Origin of the sequence: Streptomyces canus, from assembly GCF_041435015.1 — a bacterium.
GTDB classification, from domain to species: domain Bacteria; phylum Actinomycetota; class Actinomycetes; order Streptomycetales; family Streptomycetaceae; genus Streptomyces; species Streptomyces canus_G.
This window is the reverse complement of sequence record NZ_CP107989.1, coordinates 2644287-2670320: the sequence shown is the minus strand read 5'-3', so window position 1 is coordinate 2670320 and position 26034 is coordinate 2644287. Positions and strand designations below refer to the sequence as shown.

Genomic DNA, 26034 nt, shown 5'->3' with positions numbered 1-26034 from the left:
CGCTTTGCCCCTCGGCGTGCGGAACGGCATCGTCTACACCTACGAGCAGCCCGACGAGGTCTACGCCGACCAGCGGGTGACAGCGCTGGACGCGGCCACCGGACAGCGGATCTGGGCCCGTGACGTCGACGCGAGTCACCCCGTGACCCTGTTCGACGGCGGTGTCCTGACGGCGCCGGACACCGCGAAGTCGTTCATCGCCCTCGACCTCGCCACCGGCAAGGAACGGTGGCGAACCCCGGCCAAGTCGTCGGCCGGCACCCTGTGCGGCCCGCTTGAGCGAGGACTCCGGGCAGCTGTTGACCCGAAAGCTGTTTGGGGTGTCTTGTCGGCCCCGTAGGGGGCACCGTCCGGGTCCGCCACCGTATGCCGCGATGCCGTGAGCCCCCGATGGGACCCGACCAAGCCCCACCACCGCGACGCCCGCTCATCCGACCGCTCCCGGGAGTCGCCCCGGCCCCTTCCCTGCGCCGCCCCCCCCAAGGTCCGCCCCCACTCCTACCCTTACCGCGTGACCACCCCCGAACTCCTCCACCGCGCCCTCCACGACCCCGGCCCCCGCCCCCTCCCCGACGAGGCGGCTCACCTCCTCCGGACCCTCTCCGCCCCGCCCCGGCTGGCGGCCCACCTGAGACTCGTGCACGACGTGGCGTACGAGCTCGTCGAGTGGCTGGCCCAGCGGTACCCGGCGCTCGCACTCGACCGTGAGGCGGTGCTGTTCGGGGCCGCGACGCACGACGTGGGCAAGGCCGTGCACGTCCGCGAGCTCTCCGGCCCCGGCTCCGTACACGAGGAGGCCGGCCGCGAGCTCCTCCTCGCCCACGGCACAGCCCCCGAACTCGCCCGCTTCGCCGCCACCCACGCGAGCTGGACCCTTCCGGACATCGGTCTCGAGGACCTGATCGTCAGCGTCGCCGACAAGATCTGGAAGAACAAGCGGGTGCCGGAGCTGGAGGACCTCGTGGTCAGGCGGCTGGCCGAGGTGGGCGGGCGGCCCGTCTGGGAGGAGTTCCTGGACCTCGACGACGCGCTGACGGCCGTAGGAGAAGGCGCGCAGGAGCGGCTGGCCTTCCAGGCGGCCCACCCGGTGTGACCGCCGCCCGCGCGTGATCGTACAGATGAAGGAGCGTCAGCTGTTTACAGTCGCCCCGGTTCGCGCTACGTTCCGCAACACGTGGGGTGGGAGCGCTCCCATGTGGACGGACCGGAACCCGCCCGCGTGCCGCCCCCACCCCACGGCATCTCACACACCCGCAACGGCCCGTACCTCAAGGAACGGACTGGAATGTCATGATCCTGACAAAGTTATCGAGGGTGACCCGCCCCAGAGCCCTCTTCCTGGTCCTCGTCTCCCTGCTCGCCACCATCCCCGCCCTCAGCCTCGTCCTCACGGCCGGCGGCAAGGCCGAGGCCCACGGCACCCCGATGAAGCCCGCCAGCCGCACCTTCCTGTGCTGGCAGGACGCGCTGACCGACACCGGCGAGATCAAGCCGGTCAACCCGGCCTGCAAGAACGCGCAGGCGGTCAGCGGCACCACGCCGTTCTACAACTGGTTCTCCGTGCTCCGCTCGGACGGCGCCGGCCGCACCCGCGGCTTCGTGCCGGACGGCGAGCTGTGCAGCGGCGGCAACACCAACTTCACCGGCTTCAACGCCGCCCGCGACGACTGGCCGCTCACCCACCTCACCTCGGGCAAGACGGTCGACTTCTCCTACAACGCCTGGGCCGCGCACCCGGGTTGGTTCTACGTCTACGTCACCAAGGACGGCTTCGACCCGAAGAAGACCCTCACCTGGGACGACATGGAGGCCCAGCCGTTCCTCAGCGTCGACCACCCGCCGCTCAACGGCAGTCCGGGCACGGTCGAGGCCAACTACTCCTGGACCGGGCAGCTTCCGGCGAACAAGTCCGGTCGCCACATCATCTACATGGTCTGGCAGCGTTCGGACAGCGCGGAGACCTTCTACTCCTGCTCCGACGTCGTCTTCGACGGCGGCAACGGCGAGGTCACCGGCATCCACGAGCCGGGCAACCCGACCGAACCGGTGCCCGGCACCTGCATGGCCACCCGCAAGACCACGGGCAGTTGGAGCGGCGGCTACCAGTCCGAGGTGACCGTCACCAACTCCGGCGACGTCCCGATGCTGGGCTGGATGGTCGACTGGGCCCTGCCGACCGGCCAGAAGGTCGACAGTCTCTGGAACGGCAACGCCACCTACACCGGCCAGGACGTGATGGTCCACAACGCCAACTGGAACGGCTCGCTGAGTCCGGGGCAGAGTACGACGTTCGGTTACGTCGTCACCGGCGCCGGAGGCGACACGGCCACGACCCTTCCCTGTCAGGTCGGCTGAGTCACCGTCAGAACGCGCTCGAACCTTCCGCTCAGGGCGGACCCGGTGGGGCTGGGCACCACCGGGTCCGCGAGCCGGGTCGGCGCAGGGGGGTGGTGGCCGACGCGGATGGTGCATGGCTTGTGACGACGCGACGCGCGACAACGTTGTCGAGTGGTCTGTACATGACTCTACCGCGTCAACGGACAACGATGTCAACTCAGTTGGGGCAATCGGAGGGACCGCCCGGGTGATCCCCTCGCGCGCTCCTCCGGCCGTACGCGGTCTTCCGTGATACGCGTGGCGCACGTTACTGTCCCAGCGGCTTGTGCGACCTGTGGTGCGCGACCCGTCCGAAGGAGGAGGGGCCGCGTCATGCGTTTCCGTCCCACGTCCCTGCTGCTGGCGGCCGTACTCGCGGTCACCGGTGCCACCCCCGCCGCCCTCGCGGCGCCCGCCGCGCCACCCCCTCTCGTCGGCGACCCGACCGCCCACGTGAACCCGCTCATCGGCACGGAGAACGGCGGCAACGTCTTTCCCGGCGCCGTCACCCCCTTCGGCATGTTCTCCTTCAGTCCCGAGAACACCCGCGGCGACGCCACCCGGACCGCGGCTCCCGGCGGTTACCTGTACGGCGCCACCCGCGTCCGCGGCTTCAGCCTCACCCACATGTCCGGCACGGGCTGCGCGGGCGGCAGCGGCGACATCCCGCTCTTCCCGTTCGCCGGCGAGGTCACCTCGTCCCCGGCGAGCGACACCAAGGACGCGGTGTACGCGGCCGACTTCCGTCACGCCGACGAGACCGCTGAGCCCGGCCACTACCGGGTGGGCCTCGCCTCCGGTGTCACCGCCGACCTCACCGCCACCGCCCGCACTGGCTCGGCCCGCTTCACCTACCCTGCCGACAAGCCCGCCTCGCTGCTGTTCAGGACCGCCAACTCCGAGGTGGGCTCGACCGATTCGACGGTCGAGATCGACCCGGCGACCCGGACGGTCTCCGGCTCGGTCACCTCCGGCAACTTCTGCGGCTACCTCGACCCCGAAGGCCGACGCGCCTACTACACCGTCCACTTCACCGCACTCTTCGACCGTCCCTTCACGGCCACGGGTACCTGGCAGGACGACAGGCTCAGCCCCGGCGCGCTGGAGGCGTCCGGTGGCACGGGCGGCTTCTCGCAGGGCGGGCGTCCCGTGGCGGGCAAGGGGGCGGGCGGGTACGTCCGGTTCGCACCCGGCACCGAGCAGGTGGGCGTCAAGATCGGTATCTCGTACGTCAGCCGGGCGGGCGCCGAGGCCAACCTCGCCGCCGAGAACCCGCCCCGGCGCTCCTTCGACTCGGTGCGCGACGCGGCCCGCCGCGCCTGGCGCGAACGACTGCGGGCGATCCGCGTCGGCGGTGGCACCGACGACGAACGCACCACCTTCTACACCGCGCTCTACCACGCCCACCTCCACCCCAACGTCATCAGCGACGCCGACGGCAGATACCGGGGGAGCGACGACGAGGTGCACCGCGTCGCCCGCGGGCACCGCGCCCAGTACGGCACCTTCTCCGGCTGGGACGTCTACCGCGGCCAGGTGCAGTTGCTGACCCTGCTCGACGCGCGCACCGGCTCGGACGTGGCGCAGTCCCTGTACGAACTGGCCCGGCAGAACGGCGGCGTGTGGGACCGCTGGCTGCACGGCGCCGGCGGCACCCACGTCATGAACGGCGACCCCTCACCGATCGCCCTGGCCGGCATCCACGCCTTCGGCGGCACCGACTTCGACCTGCGCGGCGCACTGGACTCGCTCGTCGAGGCGGCCACGGTCCCGACGGAACAGGACCGGTCGCCGGCCGGGAAGCCGGTGCTGTCCGTCGGTCAGCGCCCCTCCCTCGACACATACCTGAAGCTGCACTACATGCCGTCCGTCTCCAATGCCTGGGGAGGCGCCGCCGAGACCCTGGAGATGTCCGGCGCCGACTTCGCGCTCTCCCAACTGGCCCGCGCGGCAGGGGAGAAGGGGACGGCGTCCGCCTTCTCCAAGCGATCCCAGTGGTGGCAGAACAACTTCAACATCGCCGCCGATGCGGGCGGCGGCTACATCGCCAACCGCAAGGCGGACGGCAGTTGGGTCACCGGCTTCACCCCGGCCACCGGCAACGGCTTCGTCGAGGGGACGGCGGCCCAGTACACCTGGATGGTCCAGCACGACCCGGCGGGCCTGTTCGCCGCGATGGGCGGCCGCGACAAGGCTCTCGCCCGCCTGGACACCTTCTTCCACGACGACACGGGAGACTGGGCCTTCACGGGCAACGGCGGTGAGAAGTCCGAGCTGGACAACGAGCCGTCGATCAACGTCCCCTACCTGTACGCCTACGCGGGTGCCCCGTACAAGACACAGCAGACCGTCCGCGCCGCCATGCGGCAGCTCTGGTCGACCCGGCCGGGCGGCATCCCCGGCAACGACGACCTCGGCGCGATGTCCGCCTGGTACGTCTTCTCCGCGCTCGGCATGTACCCCCAGGTGCCGTCCCGGTCCGAACTGGTCCTCGCCTCACCGCTGTTCCCGCGCATCGAGATCACCCGGCCCTCCGGAAACGACATCTCCGTCCGCGCGGAGGGCGCGGCCGCCGACGCGCCGTACGTCCACGGCCTGAAGGTCAACGGCCGGACCAGCCAGGCCGCCTGGCTCCCCGCCTCCTTCGTGCGGGACGGCGGCCGGCTGGACTACACCCTGTCCACCGAGCCGGCCCCGGCCTGGGGAGCGGGCGCGGCTCCGCCGTCGTTCCGCGAGGGCGAGCAGCCGTACCAGATCGGTGTCGGCCCGACCACGGCGACGATCGCGCCGGGTGGCAGCACGAAGGTCGGCGTCCGCGCGCTGTCGCTGAGCGGCGACGGCACGGGCCCGGAGGTCCGCTTCCGCGTCGAGGCACCCGAGGGCATCACGGCAACTCCGAGCGAGGGCACGGTGGTCGACGGCTCCCAGGAGATCACCCTGAGCTCCACCGAGCGCACCGAGCAGGGCTTCTACGACGTCACGATCGCCGTCACCTCGGACGACACCGCGTACCAGCAGCCGGTGTCCCTCACGGTGGCCGCACCCGGCACCCTCCTCGCCGCCTACGACAACACCGGGATCTCGGACGACTCAGGCGACCACGACGAGGCCGACTTCGACGGTGGCGGCTGGAGCTACTCCCGTCAGGCGCTCGCGGCGGCAGGGCTCACCCCGGGCCGGCAGGGCACGGTGAACGGCCTGACCTTCACCTGGCCGAACTCGCCGAGTGGCCGGCCCGACAACGCGACGGCATCCGGCCGGACCATCCAACTGACCTCACCGGCCGACCAGTTGTCCTTCATCGGCAGCGCCGTGAACGGCAACCAGCAGGGTCAGGCCACGGTCACCTACACCGACGGCAGCACCGGCACGATCGAGCTCGCCTTCACCGACTGGACGGTCGGTGGCGGGGGCGGCACCGTCCAGTACGGCAACGAGGTCGTCGCCCGGGCCGCCTATCGCAACGTCGCGGGCGCGGACCGGGACCCGGTCGCGACGTACGTCTTCGCCACGAAGCCGTTCAAGGCACCGGAAGGGAAGAGCATCGTCGGCGTGCAGCTGCCGAACAACACGGATCTGCACGTGTTCACCCTGGCTGCGAGCTGACCGTACCGGGCTCCAACAGCTCGCCCAGCCAGTCGAGTTGGCGCCGTACGTGGACCGCGTCGCCTCCCTCGTGGCCGTTGTACGGATAGGCGTGGATCTCCTTGCGGGGGTCCGCGCCGGTCAGCTCGCCGTAGCGGTTGAAGGCCGCGTACGCCCCGCTCGGCGGGCACACCGTGTCACGCAGGCCGACCCCGAAGTGGGCCGGGGCGGCGGCGCGCCGTGCGAAGGAGACGCCCTCCATGTAGGCGAGGGTGCGGTACGCGGCCTCCTGCGTGCCCCGGTGCACGGAGAGGTACGCGCTGATCTCGCCGTACGGACTCGCGTCGGTCAGATCCAGGGCCCGTCGGATGTCGCACAGGAAAGGCGCGGTGACCAGGACCGCCGACAGGTCCGGCACCAGTCCCGCGACGGCCAGGGCCAGCCCGCCGCCCTGGCTGTTGCCGACGGCCGCGACCTGGGACGCGTCCACACCCGGCAGGGCGCGCACAGCGGCCACCGCGCGCGCCGCGTCCGTGATCAGCCGCCGGTAGTGGTAGGCGCGGGGGTCGAGCAGACCACGGGCCGCCGGTCCCGGGCCGCCCGGTGCGAAGGCGTGCGGGTCGGGGGTGGCCCCGCCGTTGCCGTACTGGTCACCCTGCCCGCGGTTGTCCATCAGAAGATGCGCGTACCCGGCGTTCACCCAGGTCAGCCGCTCGTGTGGCAGGCCGCGCCCGCGGCCGTAACCGGCGTACTCGACGACCGCGGGCAGGGGCTCGCCCACCCCGGCCGGTCTGCTGTACCAGGCGCGCACCGGATCGCCGGCGAAGCCGCGGAAGGTCACGTCCCAGGTCCGCGTCAGCCGCAGTCCGCTCTCCGCCGGGTGCACCGACGCCAACACGTCCCGCTGCGCCGACTCTTTGAGGGTCTCCCGCCAGAACCCGTCGAAATCCGGGGGCTCCCGGACCTCGGGACGGTACCGCTCCAGCTCCCTCATCGACAGGTCGAACGCGGGCACAGGACACCTCGCATGAGTCGGTCCAGACGGTGAAAGTTGCGGACGGCGCTGGGTCTTGGCCTCACTGTCATACCCCACACGTGCCTCAGGTATCTCACGTCAGACCCATTGACAGCGCTTTCTTCGTGCCTCTAAGTTGCCGCGCAGTTACCGGTAAGAGCTCGAAAGTTTCGGTTCCGTGCCTCCGTCTGAGAGGACCGAGCATGAGCACATCCGTCAAGTCGGCCTCTCCACCACCCGGCATCGAGGAACCGCCCGGAACAGTCACCCGCCCGGCGCCGCGCAGCGGATGGCGCCGGGCTCTGCGTCGCGACTGGCAGCTGTACTCGCTGGCGGTCCTGCCGCTGCTGTTCTTCCTGGTCTTCCGCTATCTGCCGATGATCGGCAACGTGATCGCGTTCCGGCGCTTCGAGCCCGGCGGCTCGATGTTCGGGGAGGACTGGGTGGGGCTGCGCTATGTGCGCATGTTCCTCAGCGACCCCACCTTCTGGCAGGTGTTCCGCAACACCCTGTGGCTCGGCGGGCTCACGCTCGTGTTCTGCTTCCCGATCCCGATCGTCCTCGCCCTGCTGCTGAACGAGGTGCGCCGGCGCTCCCTGAAGCGGTTCGTGCAGTCGGTGTCATACCTTCCGCACTTCCTGTCGATCGTGATCGTCGCGGGCCTCACCCTGCAGATGCTCGCCACGGACGGTCCGGTCAACCACGCCCTCGGACGGCTGGGCCACGACGAGATCCGCTTCATCCAGGAACCCGGCTGGTTCCGCACGATCTACGTCGGCTCGGAGATCTGGCAGACCGCGGGCTGGGGCACGATCCTCTACCTCGCCGCGCTCACCACCATCGACGAGGACCTGTACGAGGCCGCGCGCATCGACGGAGCCAATCGCTGGCGGCAGATCTGGCACGTCACCCTGCCCGGCATCCGCCCCACCATGATCACGCTGCTGATCCTCAACGTCGGCACGTTCATGGCGGTCGGCTTCGAGAAGGTCCTGCTCCTGTACAACCCGCTGACCTACCCGACCGCCGACGTGATCTCGACGTATGTGTACCGGGTCGGCGTCGAATCCAACAGCTTCAGCTACGCCGCCGCCATCGGGCTGTTCGAGGCGGTCATCGGCCTGGTCCTGATCACCACCGCCAACACGCTCGCGCGCCGCACAGTGGGGACCAGCCTGTGGTGAAGCCGAGCCGTTCCCACCGGGTCTTCCAGGGCGTCAACGGGGTGATCCTCACCCTCGTCGTGGTGGTGACCCTCTATCCCTTCGTCAACATCGTCGCTCGGTCCTTCAGCGGCGAGCGGCAGATCCGGGCCGGTGAAGTGACCCTGTGGCCCAAGGGGTTCAACCTCACCACGTACCGGATCGTGTTCCAGGACTCGATGTTCTGGCGGAACTACGGCAACACCGTCTTCTACACGGTCGTGTCGACCGTCGTGGCCATGGTCCTGACGACCTGTTACGCCTACGTCCTGTCGAAGAAGCACCTCAGGGGGCGCGGGCTGCTCGTCGGCATCGCCGTGTTCACGATGTTCTTCACCGGCGGCCTGATCCCCCACTACATCCTGGTCACCGAGCTCGGACTGAAGAACAGCGTCTGGGCGATCGCGCTGCCCAACGCGATCAGCGTCTTCAACCTGCTGGTGATGAAGGCCTTCTTCGAGAGCCTGCCGGCCGAGCTGGAGGAGGCCGCGCAGATCGACGGCCTGAGCACCTACGGCATCCTGCTCAGGATCGTGCTGCCGCTGTCCAAGGCGGTGGTGGCGACCATGGTGCTCTTCTACACGGTGTCCTTCTGGAACTCCTGGTTCAGCGCGTTCCTCTACATGGACCACTCCGACCTGATGCCGGTCACCGTCTATCTGCGCAATCTCATCGCGGGCGCCACCGGCGGCGGCAACGCCGGCGCCGGCACCGCGGAACTCAGCCAGGTCGGCGCGAGCATCCAGGCGGTCACGATCGTGCTCACCGCGCTGCCGATCATCTGCGTGTACCCGTTCGTCCAGCGCTACTTCGTCTCGGGCGTGATGCTCGGCGCGGTCAAGGGCTGACGGCGTGCCGGCCCACCGGCGCGGCACCGAAGTGTCCTGCTCCGTCTCGACCGTGCGCACCCTCCCGGCGGTGACCCGTCGGCCGCAGGCGGCGGGACCGCACGGCCGGCCCACCCGATGCCGCCACGGCGTCGCAGGCAGCCCGGTCGGCACCAACCACAACCGTGTCCCCAGGACCAGGAGGATCTGAGTGATGAACGGTGGACAACTGTCACGGCGCCAAGTCCTCGCCGCCGCAGGCCTTGTCGGCCTCGCCACCCTCACCGGCTGCGGTGGCGGCGAGGACGGAGGCGACTCCAAGGACCTTTCCAAGAAGCAGAACGGCGCGATGAAGGAGTACCGGGCCGGCCAGCAGTTCAAGGCCACCAAGGCGCTGTCCTTCTCCATGCTGCACAACGACAACCCGGTCTACCCCCTCAAGAGCAACTGGCTGTTCTGGAAGGAGGTCACCAAGCGCACCGGCATCACGGTCAAACCCCTCGACGTCCCGCTGGCCGACTACGAGAAGAAGCGCAGCGTCCTCATAGGCGCGGGTGACGCACCCTTCCTGATCCCGAAGACGTACCACCCCGCGGAGGTGGCGTTCGTGTCCTCGGGCGCGATCCTCCCGGTCAGCGAGTACGTCGACCTGATGCCCAACTTCCGCGACAAGGTGAAGAAGTGGAGTCTGGAGCCCGAGCTCGACTCCATCCGCCAGTCCGACGGCAAGTACTACCTGCTGCCAGGGCTGCATGAGAGGCCCAAGGCCGGCTACTCGCTGTCCTTCCGCACGGACATCCTCGACAAGCACGGACTGGCCCTGCCGACGACCTGGGACGAGGTCTACGACGTCCTCAAGGCGCTCAAGGCGGAGTACCCCGACACATACCCCTGGACCGACCGCTGGAGTACCAACACCCCGTTCCCGTGCGGCGCGTTGTTCAGCTACCTCGGCCAGGCGTACGGCGTCAAGGCGGGGTGGACGTACGACAACATCAGCTTCGACACCAAGGCGCAGAAGTTCGTCTTCACCGCGGCCCAGGACGCCTACCGGCAGATGATCGAGTACCTGAGAAAGATCGTCGCCGAGAAGCTGCTGGACCCCGAGAGCTTCACCCAGCAGGACGACCAGGCCGTGCAGAAGCTGCTGGCCGAGAAGTCCTATGTGATCAGCGCCAATCCGCAGGAACTGGTGCAGAACTACCGCTACAACCTGGGCAAGCAGGTCAAGGGCTCGAAGATCGAGATGGTCCCGGTGCCCCTGGGTCCGGCCGGTCCGATCCTGCTGAGCGGGATCCGGCTGGAGAACGGCGTCATGATCTCCAGCAAGGCCCTCAAGAGTTCCGACTTCGTCGCGATGATGCAGTTCGTGGACTGGCTCTGGTACTCCGACGAGGGCCAGAAGTTCTGCAAGTGGGGCGTGGAGGGCGTCACCTACACCGAGTCCGGCGGCACGTACACGCTGAAGCCCGGGATCTCACTGATGGGCTCCGACCCGAGCGCCCCGAAGGACCTCCAGAAGGACTTCGGCTTCTTCAACGGCGTGTTCACCTACGGCGGCAGCTGGGAGCTGGTGTCCTCCAACTTCGGCCCGGACGAGAAGAAGTTCCAGGACGTCATGTCCCAGCGCAAGGAACTGCCCGTCGACCCGGCCCACCCGCTGCAGTCCTTCGAGCAGGAACAGGCGACCCTCTGGGACACCCCGCTCAAGGACCACGCCATCCAGAACACCCTCCAGTTCGTGCTCGGCAAACGCCCGATGTCCGAATGGGACGCGTTCGTGGGCGAGTTGAAAGCGAAGAACATGCAGCAACTCGTCGACCTGCACAACAAGGCGCACGACCGGTTCAAGAAGGAGAACGGGTGATCCTCCGCGTCCCCGCCGAGCCCGGTCGGCAGCACCTGCGGGTGCCGGTGGAGGACGACCGGACCGTACTGGACCTGACGCCGTGCCCGCCACGAGATCACGCTCGTGGCGGTGACCCGGTCGTGGAGGAGGCACCGGAGTGGTGGGACGAACGCCGACTGCTGGGGACGGGGCCGCGGTGAGCGGCGCGAGTGGCGTGAGCGGAGCGAACTCTCACCCCGGCGCCTCCGCCGCTCCCTCCTTCGGCACCGGCTCCCTCTCCCGCGCCGCCGCCCTCATCCACACCCTGGTCACCGTCGAGGCCCTGCTTCTCGTCGCCGCCTCGCCGGGCCTCGCGGGTCTGCTCCTGCTGGGCCCCGCCCCCGCCAACCTCCCCCTCGCCGCCGTATGCCTGCTGCCCCTCGGCCCGGCGACGGCCGCCGCCCTGTACGCCCTCCGGCACCGCGACCGCGACCTCACCGAGCTCCACCCGGCCCGCGCCTACTGGCGCGGCTGGCGCCTCAACGCCGTCCCCTCCCTGAAGCTGTGGGCACCCCTGCTGGCCTGGCTGACGGTCATCGCCTTCACGCTGACCCACTTCACCGCCTCCGGCCTGCCCGGCTGGTGGGCGGTGCTGCTCGCGGCGATCGGCCTCGGCTCCCTGCTCTGGGGCGCGCACGCGCTGGTCCTCACCGCCCTGTTCGCCTTCCGGGCGAGGGACACCGCACGCCTCGCAGGACACTTCCTGTTCCGGCACGTCAGCGCCACGCTCGGCGCCGCCTCGCTGCTCGTCCTGACCGCCGCCGGTACCGCCGTACTGACCGAGGCCCTGCCCGCGCTGCTCGCCGCCCCGCTGCTGCTGTCCCTGCTGCACAGCAGCCGTCCGGTGATCGCCGAGACCCAGGAGGACTTCACCGCATGAGCCCGTCGAGCTCCAAGATCCCGTACGGCGGCGACTACAACCCCGAGCAGTGGCCACAGGAGTTCTGGGACGCGGACCACCGACTGTTCACCCGGGCCGGCATCGACACCCTCACCGTGGGCGTCTTCTCCTGGTCGCTCACCCAACCCGCCGAGGACACCTACGACTTCGCGGTCCTCGACCGCGTCCTCGACCGGGCGGCGGCCGAGGGCCGACAGGTCTGTCTGGCCACGGGCACGGCAGCCCTGCCGCCCTGGCTGGCCAAGGCGTACCCCGAGGCGAACCGTACCGACTTCGAGGGGCGCCGCCACCGCTACGGCCAGCGCCACAACTTCTGCCCCAGCTCACCGGCGTACCGCGGACTCGCCACCGCGATGGCGGAACGGCTCGCCGAACGGTACGCGAGGCACTCGGCGTTGCTCGCCTGGCACATCAACAACGAGTACGGCGGCGTCTGTTACTGCGCGCTGTGTGCCGACGCGTTCCGCGACTGGCTGCGGAACAAGTACGTCACCCTCGACGCCCTCAACGACGCCTGGTGGACGACCTTCTGGTCGCACCGCTACACCTCCTTCGAGGAGGTCGAACCGCCCAGCGCCCTCACCGAGCACTGGCGGGGCCCGGACCACACCGCCTTCCAGGGCATCACGCTCGACTACTTCCGCTTCACCACCGACGCGCTGCTCGGCTGTTTCCTCGCCGAGAAGGAGGTGATCCGCACCCATGATCAGGTCATCCCCGTCACGACCAACTTCATGGGCATGTTTCGCCCCCTCGACTACCACCGCTGGGCACCCCACCTCGACTTCGCGTCCTGGGACAGCTACCCGCCCCTGGACGCCCCGCCGACCTGGCCCGCCCTGGCCCACGACCTGATGCGCGGCCTCAAGGACGGGGCCCCCTTCTGGCTCATGGAGCAGACCCCGTCCACGACGGCCTGCCGTGATGTCAACCCCCTGCGCAGACCGGGGGAGTTGCGCCTGGCCACCTTCCAGGCCATCGCCCACGGCGCCGACGCGGCCCTCTACTTCCAGATGCGCGCCTCCCGCGGAGCCTGCGAGAAGTACCACGGGGCGGTCATCGGCCACGCGGGCCGCGACGACACCCGGGTGTTCAGGGAAGTGGCCGCACTGGGCGCGGAGTTGGAGACGCTCGGCGACGCGACCCTCGGCGCCCGCACTCCCGCCCGCACGGCCCTGCTCTTCGACTGGGACAGCTGGTAGGCCCTGGAGATCTCCGACGGCCCCTCGCGGCTGGTGAAGTACCAGGAGGTGGTCCACGCCTACTACCGGGCAGCCCGCGAGGCCGGCGCCGACGTGGACGTCGTCCCGCACACCGCCGACCTCACCCCGTACGACGTGGTCCTCGCCCCCGTCCTGCACATGGTCAAGGGCGACCTCGCCGCCCGCCTCGAAGCGGTGGCGGAACGCGGCGGCACGGTCCTGGCCACCTTCCTCTCCGGCCGCGTCGACGCACACGACCGTGCCTTCCTCACCGACGTCCCCGGTCCGCTCGCCCCGCTCATGGGCATCCGGATCGACGAATGGGACTCCCGCGGGGCGGAGTTCGCCCAGCCCGTCCCCGAGCTCGCCTCAGCAGGACGGCTCGTCTTCGAGATCGTGCAGCTTCGGGGTGCCGAGACGGTCGCCACCTACGGCTGCGACTTCTACGCGGGGACCCCCGCCGTCACCCGCAACGCCTACGGGCGGGGCGAGGGCTGGTACGTCGCCACCGCCCTCGACCAGCCGGGCGTCGACCAGGTGGTCCGCCGCGTCCTGTCCCGCCACGACCTCATCGGTCCGTACGCCGACCACGAGGGCCTGGAGACGGCCGCCCGGATCGCCCCCGACGGAACCCGCCTGCTCTTCCTCCTCAACCACTCCGCACAGCCGGCCGACCTGACGGCCCACACCACGGCGTCCGACCTGCTCAGCGGCAAGAAGGTGGAGGCGGGCGCCCCTCTCCCCCTCGACCAGCTGGGCGTCGCCGTACTCCGTGCTCAGTAGATCGTCCGCCCCCGCTCGTCCGCCACCCCCGACTTCCGGAAGAAGGAGCTGTTGACCTGATCGCGCCACTCGCGGGCGCTGCGGAGCTGCTCCTCGAACCGCTCCGCCACCCGTGCGTGACACGCCGGGTCCACGAGGTCCACCAGCGAGGCCCATCGCTCCCGGGCTGCCTCGACCTCCGTCACGCCCTCGAAGTGCGTGTCGTAGATGTGTTGGATCACCGTCTTGCCGCTGTGCAGCCTGTGCCCGTACGACACGTGGTGGAAGAACAACAGCAGCTCGTCGGGGCACGAGTGAGGCGATTCGTACACGTCGGCCCAGGGCTTCGCGTACTGCCCCGCGTACCCGGTCCCGCTCGCCAGGCTCCTGTCGACACCGACGCCGTCGCGGTCGGCGAAGTGATAGGTGCCCCAGGGGCTGTACTCATAGCCGTCGACGCTCGGCCCGTAGTGGTGCCCCGGCTGGACCATGAACCCCACACCGAGGGGAGCGGTGTACTTCTCGTACGTCCGCCACGAGCCGTCCAGAACCGAGCGCAGTCCCGCCGCGAGCCCGGGCCCGGGCCCGGGTGCGAAGGTGAGCCGGATCCACTCGTCGAGGACGCGATGCGGGTCGGCGTCCGGATCCCAGGCCAGCCGGCCGAAGGTGTACAGGTTCGCCTGAGCCAGCGGATGACCCGTCCAGAACGGATCGTCCCCGACGTTCGCCACGGCGACGAGCCCGCCACGCGCCAGCGCGCCCACGGAAGACTCCCCGGCGATCCCGAACCGCAGCACCTCGCTCCACATCGGCCCCAGCCAGCACACATGCCGCTGCTGCCCGGTGTACTCCTGCGTCGCCTGCAGCTCCACGGCCAACCGGGTGCCGGGCATCGCCCCGATCAGCGGGGAGACCGGCTCCCGCACCTGGAAGTCCATGGGCCCGTGCTTGACCTGGAGGACGGCGTTGTCGGCGAACTCCCCGTCCAGCGGAACGAAATGGTCGTACGCGGCCCGTGCCCGGTCCGTCGAGCGGTCCCGCCAGTCCTGGTGGTGGTCGTAGACGAAGGCCCGCCAGTGGACCGTACCGCCGTGCGGCGCGAGCGCGGCGGCGAGCATGTTCGCGCCGTCCGCGTGACTGCGCCCGTACGTGAACGGGCCCGGCTGTCCCTCGGAGTCTGCCTTCACCACGAACCCGCCGAAGTCGGGGATCGCCGCGTACACCCGGGCGGCCGCCCCGGCCCACCACGCCCGCACCGACTCCTCCAGCGGATCCGCGCTCGCCAGCCCGCCCAGTACGACCGGCGCGGCGAAGGTGACCGACAGATGCGTCCGGATGCCGTACGGCCGCAACGCGCCCGCGACGTCCGCCACTTCACCGATCCGGTCGGTCAGCAGCCGTGCCTCGGCCGCGTGCACGTTGACGTTGTTGACGGCCACGGCGTTGATCCCGCAGGCCGCCAGCAGCCTGCCATAGGCCCGCACCCGCTCCAGGTCCCCACGCGCCCGCCCGTCCTCCCAGAACAGTGACCCGCCGGCGTACCCGCGCTCCACCTGCCCCATGACCGGATGCACGGCCACGTTGTCCCAGTGATCGAGCATCCGCAGCGCCGACTCGGGCCGATGCGAAACGCGTCGAACATCGTCGAGGAACGCCGTCTCGCCGAGCCGTACGACATGGAAGAACCCGTACAGCAGTCCGCGCGCGCCGGACGCGGTGACGGTCGTACACCCGTCACCCCGCTCGTACACGAACCCCTCGGTGCCGTCGTCACCGTCCAGCTCCAACACCAGGTCGTACGACCCGGGTTCACGCGAGACGCTCCCTCCGAACCGCTCGCAGGCCCTGGCCACCTCACCGTGGACCGTGTCCACCAGTGGACCCGAGCCACGGATCAGGGTCCGCCGGGTGCCGATCGGCCGGAACGCCCCGTCCGGCAGCCAGGCCGGATCGACACCCTGCATGAGACCCCCAACGCTGCTGCTCAGGCGAGCAGTTCGACTTCAGCCACCACCGCCTCGTTGTCGAGCACCAGGCGGTACTTCCCGTACGTACCCGGAGACCTCACGGTGAACGCCCGTGTCTGCCGGTCCCATGCGAAGGACTGCCCGGACCGCCGGTCCAGGGTCTTCCACTTGGTTCCGTCGTCCGAGCCCTGGAGGATCCAGCCGCTCGGCGCCTTCGTGTGGTCCGAGGACGACGTCACCGTGTACTGGACGCCCTTGACCTGCTGGGACACCGGCAGATCCACCGAGGTCACGGCCGCGTCCGTCGCCGAGGTGTTGTCGAACAACGCCCCGTCACCGACGAGCACGTCCGCGCGCGGCGTGGGCACCTCGTCGTCCTGGGTGATCGACACCGGAGCCGCGTTCTTCCCCGTGCCCCACTTCGACGGACGGGGACCCATGTCGAAGTCCAGGACACCACCGCGAGCCAGCAGGGAGTGCGGCAGTGAAGTCGACTTCCACGCACGGCCGTTGACCTTCAGTCGCTGCACATACACGTTCCGCGCGCTGTTCTCGGGCGCCCTGACCACCAGGTCCCGCCCGTTCTCCAGATGGACCGTGGCCTTGGTGAACAGCGGGGAGCCGACCGCGTATTCGCCGCTGCCCATCACCAACGGGTAGAAGCCCAGCGCCGAGAACAGATACCAGGCCGACTGCTCGCCGTTGTCCTCGTCACCGTGATAGCCCTGCCCGATCTCGCTGCCGACGTACAACCGGGACAGCACCTCACGGACGTTGCGCTGCGTCTTCCACGGCTGACCGGCCGCGTCGTACATGTAGTTGACGTGGTGGGCGACCTGGTTGGAGTGCCCGTACATGCCCATCCGGACGTCCCGCGCCTCCGTCATCTCGTGGATGACCCCGCCGTAGGAGCCGACGAAGTCCGGCGAGGCCGTCTCGGGGGTCGCGAAGTACTCGTCCAGCTTCTCCGCGAGCCCGGAGCGGCCGCCGTACAGGTTGGCGAGGCCCCGGCTGTCCTGCGGGGCGGTGAAGGCGTAGCCCCAGCCGTTGGTCTCGGTGTAGTCGTAGCCCCACACCCGCGGGTCGTAACTCGCCGACTGCACACGCCAGTTGCCGTCGGCGTCCCGGCCCTGGAAGAACCCGGCCCTCGAGTCGAAGAGGTTCACGTAGTCGCGGGCCCGGTTGAGGAAGTACTCCGACTCCTCCTTGTAGCGCTTCTCGCCGGTCTTCGCGTAGAGCGCCTGTCCCATCCGCGCGATGCCGTAGTCGTTGAGGTAGCCCTCCAGCGCCCAGGACAGACCCTCGTGGGTGTCGGTGCCGGTGTAGCCGAGGAAGGGCGAGGTCTCCATGCCCTTGCGGCCCACGCCGGACGACGGGGGCACGACGGTCGCGTTCTTCAGGGCCGCGTCGTACGCCGACTTCGCGTCGAAGTCGACGCCCTTGACGTACGCGTCCGCGAAGGCGACGTCCGAGGAGGTGCCGGTCATCAGGTCCGCGTACCCGGGGGATGACCAGCGCGAGGTCCAGCCGCCGTCCTTGTACTGCTGGACGAACCCGTCGACCATCTCGCCGGCCTGAGAGGGCGTCAGCAGCGAGTACGCCGGCCACGTCGTCCGATAGGTGTCCCAGAAACCGTTGTTGACGTACACCTTGCCGTCCACGATCTTCGCCCCGGTGTGCGTCGGCGTGTCGGGGCCCGGCATCGGGGAGAAGGGAGAGGCGTACTGGTAGGTCGAACCGACCTTCTCGAAGCCCGAGTTGGGATACAGGTACAGCCGGTACAGGCTGGAGTAGAGCGTGGTCAGCTGGTCCTGCGTGGCGCCTTCCACCTCGACCTTGCCCAGCAGCCTGTCCCACTGCCGCAGGGCCCGGTCCCGGACCGTCTCGAAGGACGTGCCGTCCGGGATCTCCTGGCGCAGGTTGTCCTTCGCCTGGTCGAGACTGATGAGCGAGGTCGCGAGCCGCAGGGTGACGGTCCGGTCCGCACCGGCGTCGAAGCGCAGATAGCCCTTGACCCCGCCGGCGGAACCGTCCGTCACCGGCTTGTCGAAGACGCCGTACACGAAGAGCCGGGTCGCCCCGGTGGACAGGCCGGACTTCACGTCCGAGTACCCGGTGATCACCCCGGCGTCCTGGTCGAGCGTCAGCCCCGCCTGGTCCGTCACGTTGTCGAAGAGCACGCTCGCGTCGTCGCCCGGGTAGGTGAAGCGCAGGGCCGCCGCGTGGTCGGTCGGCGTCATCTCCGCCTTCAGCCCGTTCTCGAACCGCACCCCGTAGTAGTACGGCCGCGCCGTCTCGTTCTCGTGCCGGAACGCCAGCTCCCGCGCCTCACGGCCGGTGTCCGGAGTGCCCGGGGCGGCCGACGGCATCACCTGGAAGGTCTGCCGGTCGCCCATCCACGGACTCGGTTCGTGGCTCGCGCTGAACGCCTGAACCGTCGGCAGATTGTCCGCGTTGTTGGCGCGGGCGTAGTCATAGAGCCAGCTCAGCGAGGACGCGTTGGTCACCGGCGTCCAGAAGTTGAAGCCGTGCGGGACGGCCGTGGCCGGGAAGTCGTTGCCGCGCGAGAAGCCGCCGCTGGAGTGGGTGCCGCGGGTGGCGAGCGCGTAGTCCGACAGATGCGCCTTCGGCTTCTCCGGCGCGGCCCGCTCCAGCGTCACGTCGTCCAGCCAGCCCCGGAACTTCGCCGGCCCACTCGGGGAGTCGTACGCGACGAGGATCCGGTCGACGGTCTTCCCGGCCGCGACCGACCCGATCCGCGAGGCCACGTTGTTCCACTGGTTGACGTAGAGCACCTTGGCGGCGCCCTGCCCCTGGGGCGACAGCGCGAATCCGTGCTGGTCACGCGCCCCGAGCTCGCTCAGGAAGGTGCCGTCGGTGAAGGCCAGGTCCACGGATACGTTCGTGGCGTCGTAGTCCCGGTCGCCGTCCGCCATCGACGGGAAGATCCGGTACGACAGCCGGGTCAGCGGATCCACCGCCACGTTCACGTCGAAGACCTTGTTGGACGAGTACGCCCGCCCGTCCGAGGTGTGCCGTCCGGCGTAACGCAGGGCTCTCTTTCCGGTGAATCCGGCGCCCGCCTTCGCGGTGGGCGATCCGCTCGGCCCGCGGTCGACCAGCGAGAGCATGTCCGGCGGCACCGGCCCCTCGCCGCCGCCCGTGGACAGCTGCACATCGGCCAGCTGGAGGATGCCGGAGGCGCCGTTGTTCTTCGTGATCTCGAGCCGGAAGTGCTGGTATTCGGCCGGATCCGCGATGTCGTACGACTTTGTCCGGAACCGTTCGTCGAACGATTCGCCGGATCGGGTGTCGAGGGTCTTCCAGTCCTTGCCGTCCGTCGAGCCCTTCAGCGTCCAGTCCCTGGGATCACGCTCGGCGACGTCATTGGCCGAGGTCAGCGCGTAGGTGACGACCTTGAGCGGCTTGGCCAGGTCGAACTCGGCCCAGCCGGTGGACTCGAAGGCCAGCCACTTGGTACTGGGCTCGCCGTCGACGAGGTTCTCCTTCACCTCGCCGCCGCCGGTGTTCTCGGCGCTCGCCCGGACGTCCGTGACCTGGTCGGTGACATTGCCCGGGATGCCGGTGCTGTAGCCGCCGTCGACGCCGGAGGCCCGGTCGCCGTCGACGCTGCTGGTCCAGTCGGGCGCCGGTTCGCCGGCCTCGAAAGAGGAGGTGAACCCCCGGTCCGCCCGGGCCGCGGCCTCGGGCAGGGCCACCGCCGCGCCCTGCGAGCCCACGGTCACGCAAAAGGCGGCCGTGATCACGACCGCCGCACTACGTCTGAGCCGAGTTCTGTACCGAGCCATCGGCGAGTACCCTCCCTGCACAAGGACGGACAACGTTGTCACACAATCCGTGCAAGGATCAGTAGTGGCCCAAGTGAACAGTGATGTCAAGGGGGTTGGGTGTGGCATTCGGGGCGTATGTCGCGGATTTTTCCGGCAAGCTTCGCACAGGGCGCTCATATTTCCGCGAGGTCTCAACTAGAGAACACCCATGGCCAACATTGCGTTCGATCTTGCTCCCTCGACCGGAAGTGGACTATACCTGTCGGCGATTCACCCCTCTTGTACGAACCTGCTTGACCTGACCGCGGTGCCGGGGAGGATCCGGTTCACCGCCTGAGTCCTGGAGAAGGCGAGGACTTGAGCATGGGATCCACTTCCGCCGAGAACAGCAACAACGGCAGCGCGGGTGTAGGCCGCCGCGATCTGATCAAGCGGTCGGCCGCACTCGGTCTGATCTCCGTTCCGACGATGAGTTTTCTGTCCGCGTGCGCCAGCAGCGGCGGCGACGACAGCGGCGACAAGGCCAAGGCGGGCAAGAAGACCGCCAAGAACCCCCTGGCCGTCAACGACACCGCGCAGATGGAGTTCGTCCTGTTCGACGGCGGCTTCGGCAAGGAATACGCCGAGGACGCCGTGAAGATCTACGAGACGAACTTCCCCAAGGCCAAGGTGAAGTTCTCCGCCACCCAGAAGATCCAGTCCACGCTCCAGCCCCGCTTCAACCAGGGCACCCCGCCGGACCTCATCGACAACTCCGGCGCCGAGCAGATGGACATGGGCGTCCTGGTCGGCAAGAACCAGCTCGCCGACCTCACCCCGCTCCTGGACGCCCCGTCGTACGACGACCCGAGCAAGAAGGTCCGCGACACCCTGCGCCCCGGCATCGTCGAGATGGGCCAGTTCGACGGCGACCCGGTGTGGATCATGTACTACGCCTACACGGTCTACGGCGTCTGGTACTCCCAGAAGGCCCTCGACTCGCTCGACGAGCAGTACCCGGAGACCTGGGACCAGATGCTCGCGGTGTGCGCGAAGGCCAAGAAGAAGGGCATGGCGGGCTGGACGTACGCGGGCAAGTACCCGTACTACCTCCCCTTCTCGCTCTACCCGATGATCGGCAAGGTCGGCGGCGTCGAGGTCCTCGACGCCATCGACAACCTGGAGCCGAACGCCTGGAAGAACCCGGCGGTCAAGGCGTGTTTCGACGCCTACTACGAGCTCTACAAGAAGGGCTACGTCCTCAAGGGCACCCCCGGCCTCGACCACATCCAGTCGCAGACCGCCTGGGCCCAGGGCAAGGCGCTGTTCATCCCGAACGGCTCCTGGGTGGAGAACGAGTCGGCCAACGTCATCCCCAAGGACTTCGGCCTCGCGGTCTCCGCGCCCACCGGCATCGACTCCTCCGACAAGATGCCCTTCGGCACCATCTGGGCCTCCGGCGGTGAACCCTTCATCGTCCCGGCCAAGGCGAAGAACACCGCGGGCGGCATGGAGCAGCTGCGCATCATGCTCAGCGAGGCGTCCTCGAAGAACTTCACTTCCAAGGTCAAGTCCCTGACCGCCTACAACGGCGGCACCGACGGCATCACCCTCACCCCGGGCCTGAAGTCCGGTGTGGCCGCGCTGGAGAAGGCCGGCGACAACGTGGTGAACCCGCGGCTGCAGGACTGGTACGTCCAGCTCCAGAAGGAGCAGATCGGTGTGGCGGGCCTCGGCGAGATGATGGCCGGACGGCTCACCCCGGCGGAGGCCATCAAGAAGATCCAGGGCTTCGCCGACGCGGCCGCGAAGGACTCGTCGATCAAGCACTACAAGCACCAGTAACGGCAACGGAGCGGCGATGCAGCACGGCAAGTACCGGTTCATCGTGGGGTTTCTGGCGCTGCCCCTGGGACTGTACGCGCTATTCGTGGTCTGGCCGTTCATCCAGTCCATCTACTACTCGTTCACGGACTGGACCGGCCTGAGCCCCGAATTCAAGATGGTCGGCCTGGACAATTACCGGAGGATGCTGGACGACGAGATCTTCTGGAAGTCCTTGCAGCACAGCTTGATCTTCGCGCTCGTGCTGCCGTTGGTGACGATCAGCCTGGCGCTGTTCTTCTCCTTCATGATCAATGTCGGCGGACGGAAAAGAAGGGGAGGCCCGGTCGTCACCGGTGTCCGGGGCTCCTCCTTCTACAAGATCGTGTATTTCTTCCCGCAGGTTCTCTCGATCGCGATCGTCGCCCTGCTGTTCGCCTTCGCGTACAACCCGGACAGCGGCGCCATCAACTCGATCCTGCGCGGAATCGGGCTCGGCAGCGTCCAGCCTCTGTGGCTGGGCGACCCGAGCCTCGCCCTGTGGGCCGTGATGGCGGTCCTCGTGTGGTCCACGGTCGGCTTCTTCGTGGTCCTGTTCAGCGCCGGTATGGCCTCCATCCCGGCGGACCTGTACGAGGCGGCGCTGCTCGACGGGGCGGGGCGGGCGAGCACGTTCTTCCGGATCACCCTGCCGCTGCTGTGGGACACCGTGCAGTCCGGCTGGGTCTACATGGGCATCCTGGCCCTCGGAGCCGAGTCGTTCGCGGTCGTACAGATCATGACGACCGGGCCCGGCGGCCCCGACTACTCGACCACCGTCATGGTCCTGTACGTGTACCAGAAGGCGTTCCGTGACGGACAGGCCGCCTATGCCACCACCATCGGCGTCGCCCTGCTCGTCGTCACGCTGGCGTTCGCCGCCCTGGTGATGCGGCTGGGCCGGCGCGAGCGGCTGGAGTACTGATCCGATGAAGACGACCGAAACCCCTGCCCCCGTACCGGCCGACTCCGGTACTCCCGTCGCCAAGACCGACACCCGAGGCGGCCCGGCCCGGAAGGAGAAGAAGAAGGAGGGCGGCGTCCTCAACGTCTTCTCGCACGGAATGCTCATCCTGTGGGCGTTCATGGTCGTGATGCCGCTGCTGTGGGCGGTGATGACGTCCTTCAAGGACGACAGTGCCATCTTCAACTCGCCCTGGGCGCTGCCGGACAAGCTGCACTTCGACAACTGGTCGCGGGCCTGGACCGACGCCAACATGAGCGACTACTTCCTCAACACCATTCTGGTGGTGGCGGGTTCGCTCATCGGCACCCTGGTGCTCGGCTCGATGGCGGCGTATGTGCTGGCCCGGTTCGATTTCCCGGGCAACCGTTTCATCTACTTCCTGTTCATCGGCGGCATGAGCTTCCCGATCATGCTGGCGCTGGTCCCGCTGTTCTACGTCGTGAACAACATGGGCCTGCTGAACACGATTCACGGGCTGATCCTGGTCTACATCGCGTACTCACTGCCGTTCACGGTCTTCTTCCTGACCGCGTTCTTCCGCACCCTGCCGACCTCGGTGGCGGAAGCGGCCTTCGTGGACGGGGCCTCGCATTCCAGGACGTTCTTCCAGATCATGCTGCCGATGGCCAAGCCGGGCCTGATCAGCGTGGGGATCTTCAACTTCCTGGGCCAGTGGAACCAGTACATGCTGCCGACGGTGCTCAACACCGACCCGGACAAACGGGTACTGACCCAGGGGCTGGTCCAACTCGCGGCCAGCCAGGGCTACAAGGGCGACTGGTCGGGCCTGTTCGCCGGTCTGGTGATGGCGATGATCCCGGTCCTCGTGGCCTACATCATCTTCCAGCGACAGGTGGTGGCCGGGCTGACGGCGGGCGCGCTGAAGTAGAGCTCGGCCGCCCGCACGGGCGTCACCCCTTCAAGGTCCGGATCTTGAACGGGCGGCGCCCCTTCGGCATGGACAAGAACGCGGATACTGTTCAACCTCTTGACGGGAGGCGACCCTAACGGCTCATCTTAGAGTTCACTAGTTGGACATAGACGGGGCCTCATCGCTGCGGTCCCGCGCGCAGGAGGTCGTCGTGGAGACTCCGGGGTCGCAGTCGTCACTGCACCGAGCCAACCTGGAGCGGGTCGTACGTGCCGTCCGGCTGGCCGGGTCGCTCACACAGGCGGAGATCGCACGCACCACGGGACTGTCCGCCGCGACCGTCTCCAATATCGTCCGCGAGCTCAAGGACGGCGGAACCGTCGAGGTCACGCCCACGTCGGCGGGTGGCAGGCGGGCCCGCGCGGTCTCCCTGAGCGGGGACGCCGGCATCGTCATAGGGGTGGACTTCGGGCACACCCATCTGCGCGTCGCGGTCGGGAACCTCGCCCATCAGGTGCTGGCCGAGGAGTCCGAGCCACTGGACGTGGACGCCTCCTCCACCCAGGGCTTCGACCGGGCGGAACAGCTGGTCAACCGGCTGATCGAGGCGACCGGCGTGGACCGCTCGAAGATCGCCGGGGTGGGCCTCGGCGTGCCCGGCCCCATCGACCTGGAGTCCGGCTCCCTGGGCTCCTCCGCCATCCTGCCGGGCTGGATCGGCACCAAGCCCGCCGAGGAGCTCCAGGGGCGCCTGGGCGTGCCCGTGCACGTGGACAACGACGCCAACCTGGGCGCCCTCGGTGAGCTGGTCTGGGGCAGTGGCCGGGGAGTGCGGGACCTGGCGTACATCAAGGTCGCGAGCGGTGTGGGTGCCGGACTGGTCATCAGCGGCAAGATCTACCGTGGCCCGGGTGGCACAGCGGGAGAAATCGGGCATATTACTCTTGATGAGTCCGGTCCCGTCTGCCGTTGCGGCAACCGCGGCTGTCTGGAGACCTTCGCGGCCGCGCGCTATGTGCTCCCGCTCCTCCAGTCCAGCCACGGCACCGATCTCACCATGGAAGGCGTTGTTCGACTCGCACGGGACGGAGATCCTGGCTGCCGTCGGGTGATCGCCGACGTCGGCCGACATATCGGCAGTGGAGTCGCCAATCTCTGCAACTTGCTGAACCCGAGCCGAGTCGTCCTGGGCGGTGATCTCGCCGAGGCCGGTGAGCTGGTGCTCGGGCCGATCAGGGAGTCTGTCGGCCGCTATGCGATCCCCAGTGCGGCACGCCAACTGAGCGTGCTTCCCGGGGCACTTGGAGGTCGTGCGGAGGTGCTCGGAGCACTCGCCCTCGCGCTCAGCGAGATGGGTGATTCGACCCTTTTGGACAGCACGCTGCATGCAGCGACACCTGCCTTCACTTAGAGAACGCAGGACGCCGTTGCCATCTCGTTAAGTATTTACTTCTTGACGTCGCACGTGCGGCCGAGTTGACTTCCAGCCACCTCGGCCGCAACGACGCGGCCTCGTCAGGGAGGTTTCAAAAGTGAACACGCTCATGCGTCGTGTGGCCGTATCCGTCGCGATCTCGGCGCTCGCCGTCTCGGCCGCCGCCTGTGGCAAGGCCGGCGACGACAACGGCAGTGACAGCAGCAGCAGCTCGGGCTCGGGCTCGGGCGGCAAGTCGATCGGCCTGCTCCTGCCCGACAACGTCACGGCGCGGTACGAGAAGTTCGACAAGCCGTACTTCGAGGCCAAGGTCAAGGAGCTGTGCAGCGACTGCACCGTCTCCTACGCCAACGCCGCGGCCGACCCGGGCAAGCAGGCCCAGCAGATGAGCAGCATGGTCACCAAGGGCGTCAAGGTGATCGTGGTCTCGGCGCAGGACTCCGCCGCCATCAAGTCCTCCATCGCCTCCGCGGTGAGCAAGGGCGTCAAGGTCGTCGCGTACGACCGTCTGGCCCAGGGCCCGGTCTCCGCCTACGTCTCCTTCGACAACGTCAAGGTCGGCGAGCTCCAGGGTCAGGCCCTGCTCGACGCGCTCGGCTCCAAGGCGACCCCGAAGTCCAAGGTCGTCATGATCAACGGTGACGACGCCGACCCGAACGCCGGCCAGTTCAAGGAAGGCGCCCACAAGGTCCTCGACGGCAAGGTCGACATCGCCTACGAGCAGTCCGGCCTGTGGAAGGACACCGTCGCCGCGCAGAAGATGTCCGCGGCCATCACCCAGCTGGGCGCCAAGAACATCGCGGGCGTCTACGCCGCCAACGACGGCATGGCCGGTGGTATCGCCAACACCCTCAAGGGCGCGGGCATCAGCACCATCCCGCTGACCGGTCAGGACGCCGAGCTCGCGGCCATCCAGCGGATCGTCGCCGGCACCCAGTCCTCCACGGTCTACAAGGCCTACAAGCCGGAGGCCGACAACGCCGCCGAGCTCGCGGTCAACCTGCTCCAGGGCAAGGACATCAAGTCCCTGGCCGACACCCAGGTCACCAGTGGCTCCGGTGACAAGGTCCAGGCCAAGCTGCTGACCCCGGTCTCGGTCACCGTCAAGAACATCAACGACACGGTCGTCAAGGACGGTCTGTACACCGTCGCCGACATCTGCACCGCGAACTACGCCGCCGCGTGCAAGAAGGCCGGCCTTCAGTAAGAGCCGCTGAGCCCCGGGGCGAGTCCTTCGACGGACCCGCCCCGACAGGCAGGCACAGAGCCTGTCCGGCGCCCGCACCGCCTTCATACCCCGCTGCGGGGCGGGCGCCGGACGGAAGCATGGCGGACGCAGCCGTTGCCAAGAGGCATCGGCCGCGCGCATGTTCGACTTGTAAATCCGTGCTGACAGCACAACT

At 68.6% G+C, this 26034-nt stretch carries 17 protein-coding genes and 1 pseudogene; 15 read left to right on the top strand and 3 right to left on the bottom strand.

Annotated elements, in window-relative coordinates:
• Positions 1–16 precede the first annotated feature (16 nt).
• From OG841_RS11820 to OG841_RS11805, 4 genes are all read left to right on the top strand, one after another.
• Positions 17–340, top strand: a complete 324-nt coding sequence (locus OG841_RS11820; RefSeq protein WP_328641440.1) for an outer membrane protein assembly factor BamB family protein — start codon at positions 17–19, stop codon at positions 338–340.
• Positions 341–511: 171 nt separating this feature from the next.
• The gene (locus OG841_RS11815; protein WP_371564842.1) at positions 512–1093 is read left to right on the top strand and encodes an HD domain-containing protein; all 582 of its coding nucleotides are present in this window, start codon (positions 512–514) and stop codon (positions 1091–1093) included.
• A gap of 197 nt (positions 1094–1290) precedes the next feature.
• Entirely contained in the window at positions 1291–2355 is a 1065-nt protein-coding gene (locus OG841_RS11810; protein ID WP_371564835.1) for a lytic polysaccharide monooxygenase auxiliary activity family 9 protein, read from the top strand.
• Between the two features lie 354 nt (positions 2356–2709).
• Complete coding sequence (locus OG841_RS11805) at positions 2710–5982, top strand: GH92 family glycosyl hydrolase (protein ID WP_371564831.1); 3273 nt, start codon at positions 2710–2712, stop codon at positions 5980–5982.
• Here OG841_RS11805 and OG841_RS11800 read toward each other — a convergent pair.
• Positions 5963–6976, bottom strand: a complete 1014-nt coding sequence (locus tag OG841_RS11800; RefSeq protein ID WP_371564827.1) for an acetylxylan esterase — start codon at positions 6974–6976, stop codon at positions 5963–5965. The genes OG841_RS11805 and OG841_RS11800 overlap by 20 nt on opposite strands.
• 203 nt (positions 6977–7179) lie before the next feature.
• Here OG841_RS11800 and OG841_RS11795 point away from each other — a divergent pair, with 203 nt between their 5' ends.
• From OG841_RS11795 to OG841_RS11770, 6 genes and pseudogenes are all read left to right on the top strand, one after another.
• A complete protein-coding gene (locus OG841_RS11795; protein ID WP_328641445.1) occupies positions 7180–8160 on the top strand; it encodes an ABC transporter permease in 981 nt (326 codons plus the stop codon).
• Positions 8154–9026, top strand: a complete 873-nt coding sequence (locus OG841_RS11790) for a carbohydrate ABC transporter permease (RefSeq protein WP_328641446.1) — start codon at positions 8154–8156, stop codon at positions 9024–9026. The genes OG841_RS11795 and OG841_RS11790 overlap by 7 nt, the downstream gene beginning before the upstream one ends.
• Before the next feature lie 190 nt (positions 9027–9216).
• Positions 9217–10872, top strand: coding sequence for an ABC transporter substrate-binding protein (locus OG841_RS11785; protein WP_328641447.1), 1656 nt, complete (start codon positions 9217–9219; stop codon positions 10870–10872).
• Entirely contained in the window at positions 10869–11054 is a 186-nt protein-coding gene (locus OG841_RS11780) for a hypothetical protein (protein ID WP_328641448.1), read from the top strand. The genes OG841_RS11785 and OG841_RS11780 overlap by 4 nt, the downstream gene beginning before the upstream one ends.
• Before the next feature lie 14 nt (positions 11055–11068).
• Complete coding sequence (locus tag OG841_RS11775) at positions 11069–11773, top strand: hypothetical protein (protein WP_371564820.1); 705 nt, start codon at positions 11069–11071, stop codon at positions 11771–11773.
• Positions 11770–13779 (top strand): annotated as a pseudogene (locus tag OG841_RS11770) (beta-galactosidase). The gene OG841_RS11775 and the pseudogene OG841_RS11770 overlap by 4 nt, the downstream one beginning before the upstream one ends.
• Here OG841_RS11770 and OG841_RS11765 read toward each other — a convergent pair.
• Entirely contained in the window at positions 13773–15722 is a 1950-nt protein-coding gene (locus tag OG841_RS11765; RefSeq protein ID WP_371564817.1) for an alpha-glucuronidase, read from the bottom strand. The pseudogene OG841_RS11770 and the gene OG841_RS11765 overlap by 7 nt on opposite strands.
• Positions 15723–15742: 20 nt before the next feature.
• Positions 15743–19471, bottom strand: a complete 3729-nt coding sequence (locus OG841_RS11760; RefSeq protein WP_371570659.1) for a GH92 family glycosyl hydrolase — start codon at positions 19469–19471, stop codon at positions 15743–15745.
• A 408-nt stretch (positions 19472–19879) separates the two neighbouring features.
• On the opposite strand from OG841_RS11760, the gene ngcE reads away from it, so the two are divergent.
• The 5 genes from ngcE to OG841_RS11735 all read left to right on the top strand — a co-directional run bounded on the left by ngcE (position 19880) and on the right by OG841_RS11735 (position 25838).
• On the top strand, positions 19880–21340 hold the full coding sequence (gene ngcE, locus OG841_RS11755; protein WP_328641452.1) for an N-acetylglucosamine/diacetylchitobiose ABC transporter substrate-binding protein: 1461 nt from the start codon (positions 19880–19882) through the stop codon (positions 21338–21340).
• 16 nt (positions 21341–21356) lie between these two features.
• Positions 21357–22283, top strand: a complete 927-nt coding sequence (locus OG841_RS11750; RefSeq protein ID WP_306975203.1) for a carbohydrate ABC transporter permease — start codon at positions 21357–21359, stop codon at positions 22281–22283.
• 4 nt (positions 22284–22287) lie between these two features.
• On the top strand, positions 22288–23214 hold the full coding sequence (locus OG841_RS11745) for a carbohydrate ABC transporter permease (protein WP_328641453.1): 927 nt from the start codon (positions 22288–22290) through the stop codon (positions 23212–23214).
• Between the two features lie 193 nt (positions 23215–23407).
• On the top strand, positions 23408–24607 hold the full coding sequence (locus tag OG841_RS11740; RefSeq protein ID WP_328641454.1) for an ROK family transcriptional regulator: 1200 nt from the start codon (positions 23408–23410) through the stop codon (positions 24605–24607).
• A 133-nt stretch (positions 24608–24740) separates the two neighbouring features.
• Positions 24741–25838: a sugar ABC transporter substrate-binding protein gene (locus OG841_RS11735; RefSeq protein ID WP_328643680.1), complete on the top strand. Its 1098-nt coding sequence runs from the start codon at positions 24741–24743 to the stop codon at positions 25836–25838.
• The last annotated feature ends 196 nt before the right edge of the window (positions 25839–26034 follow it).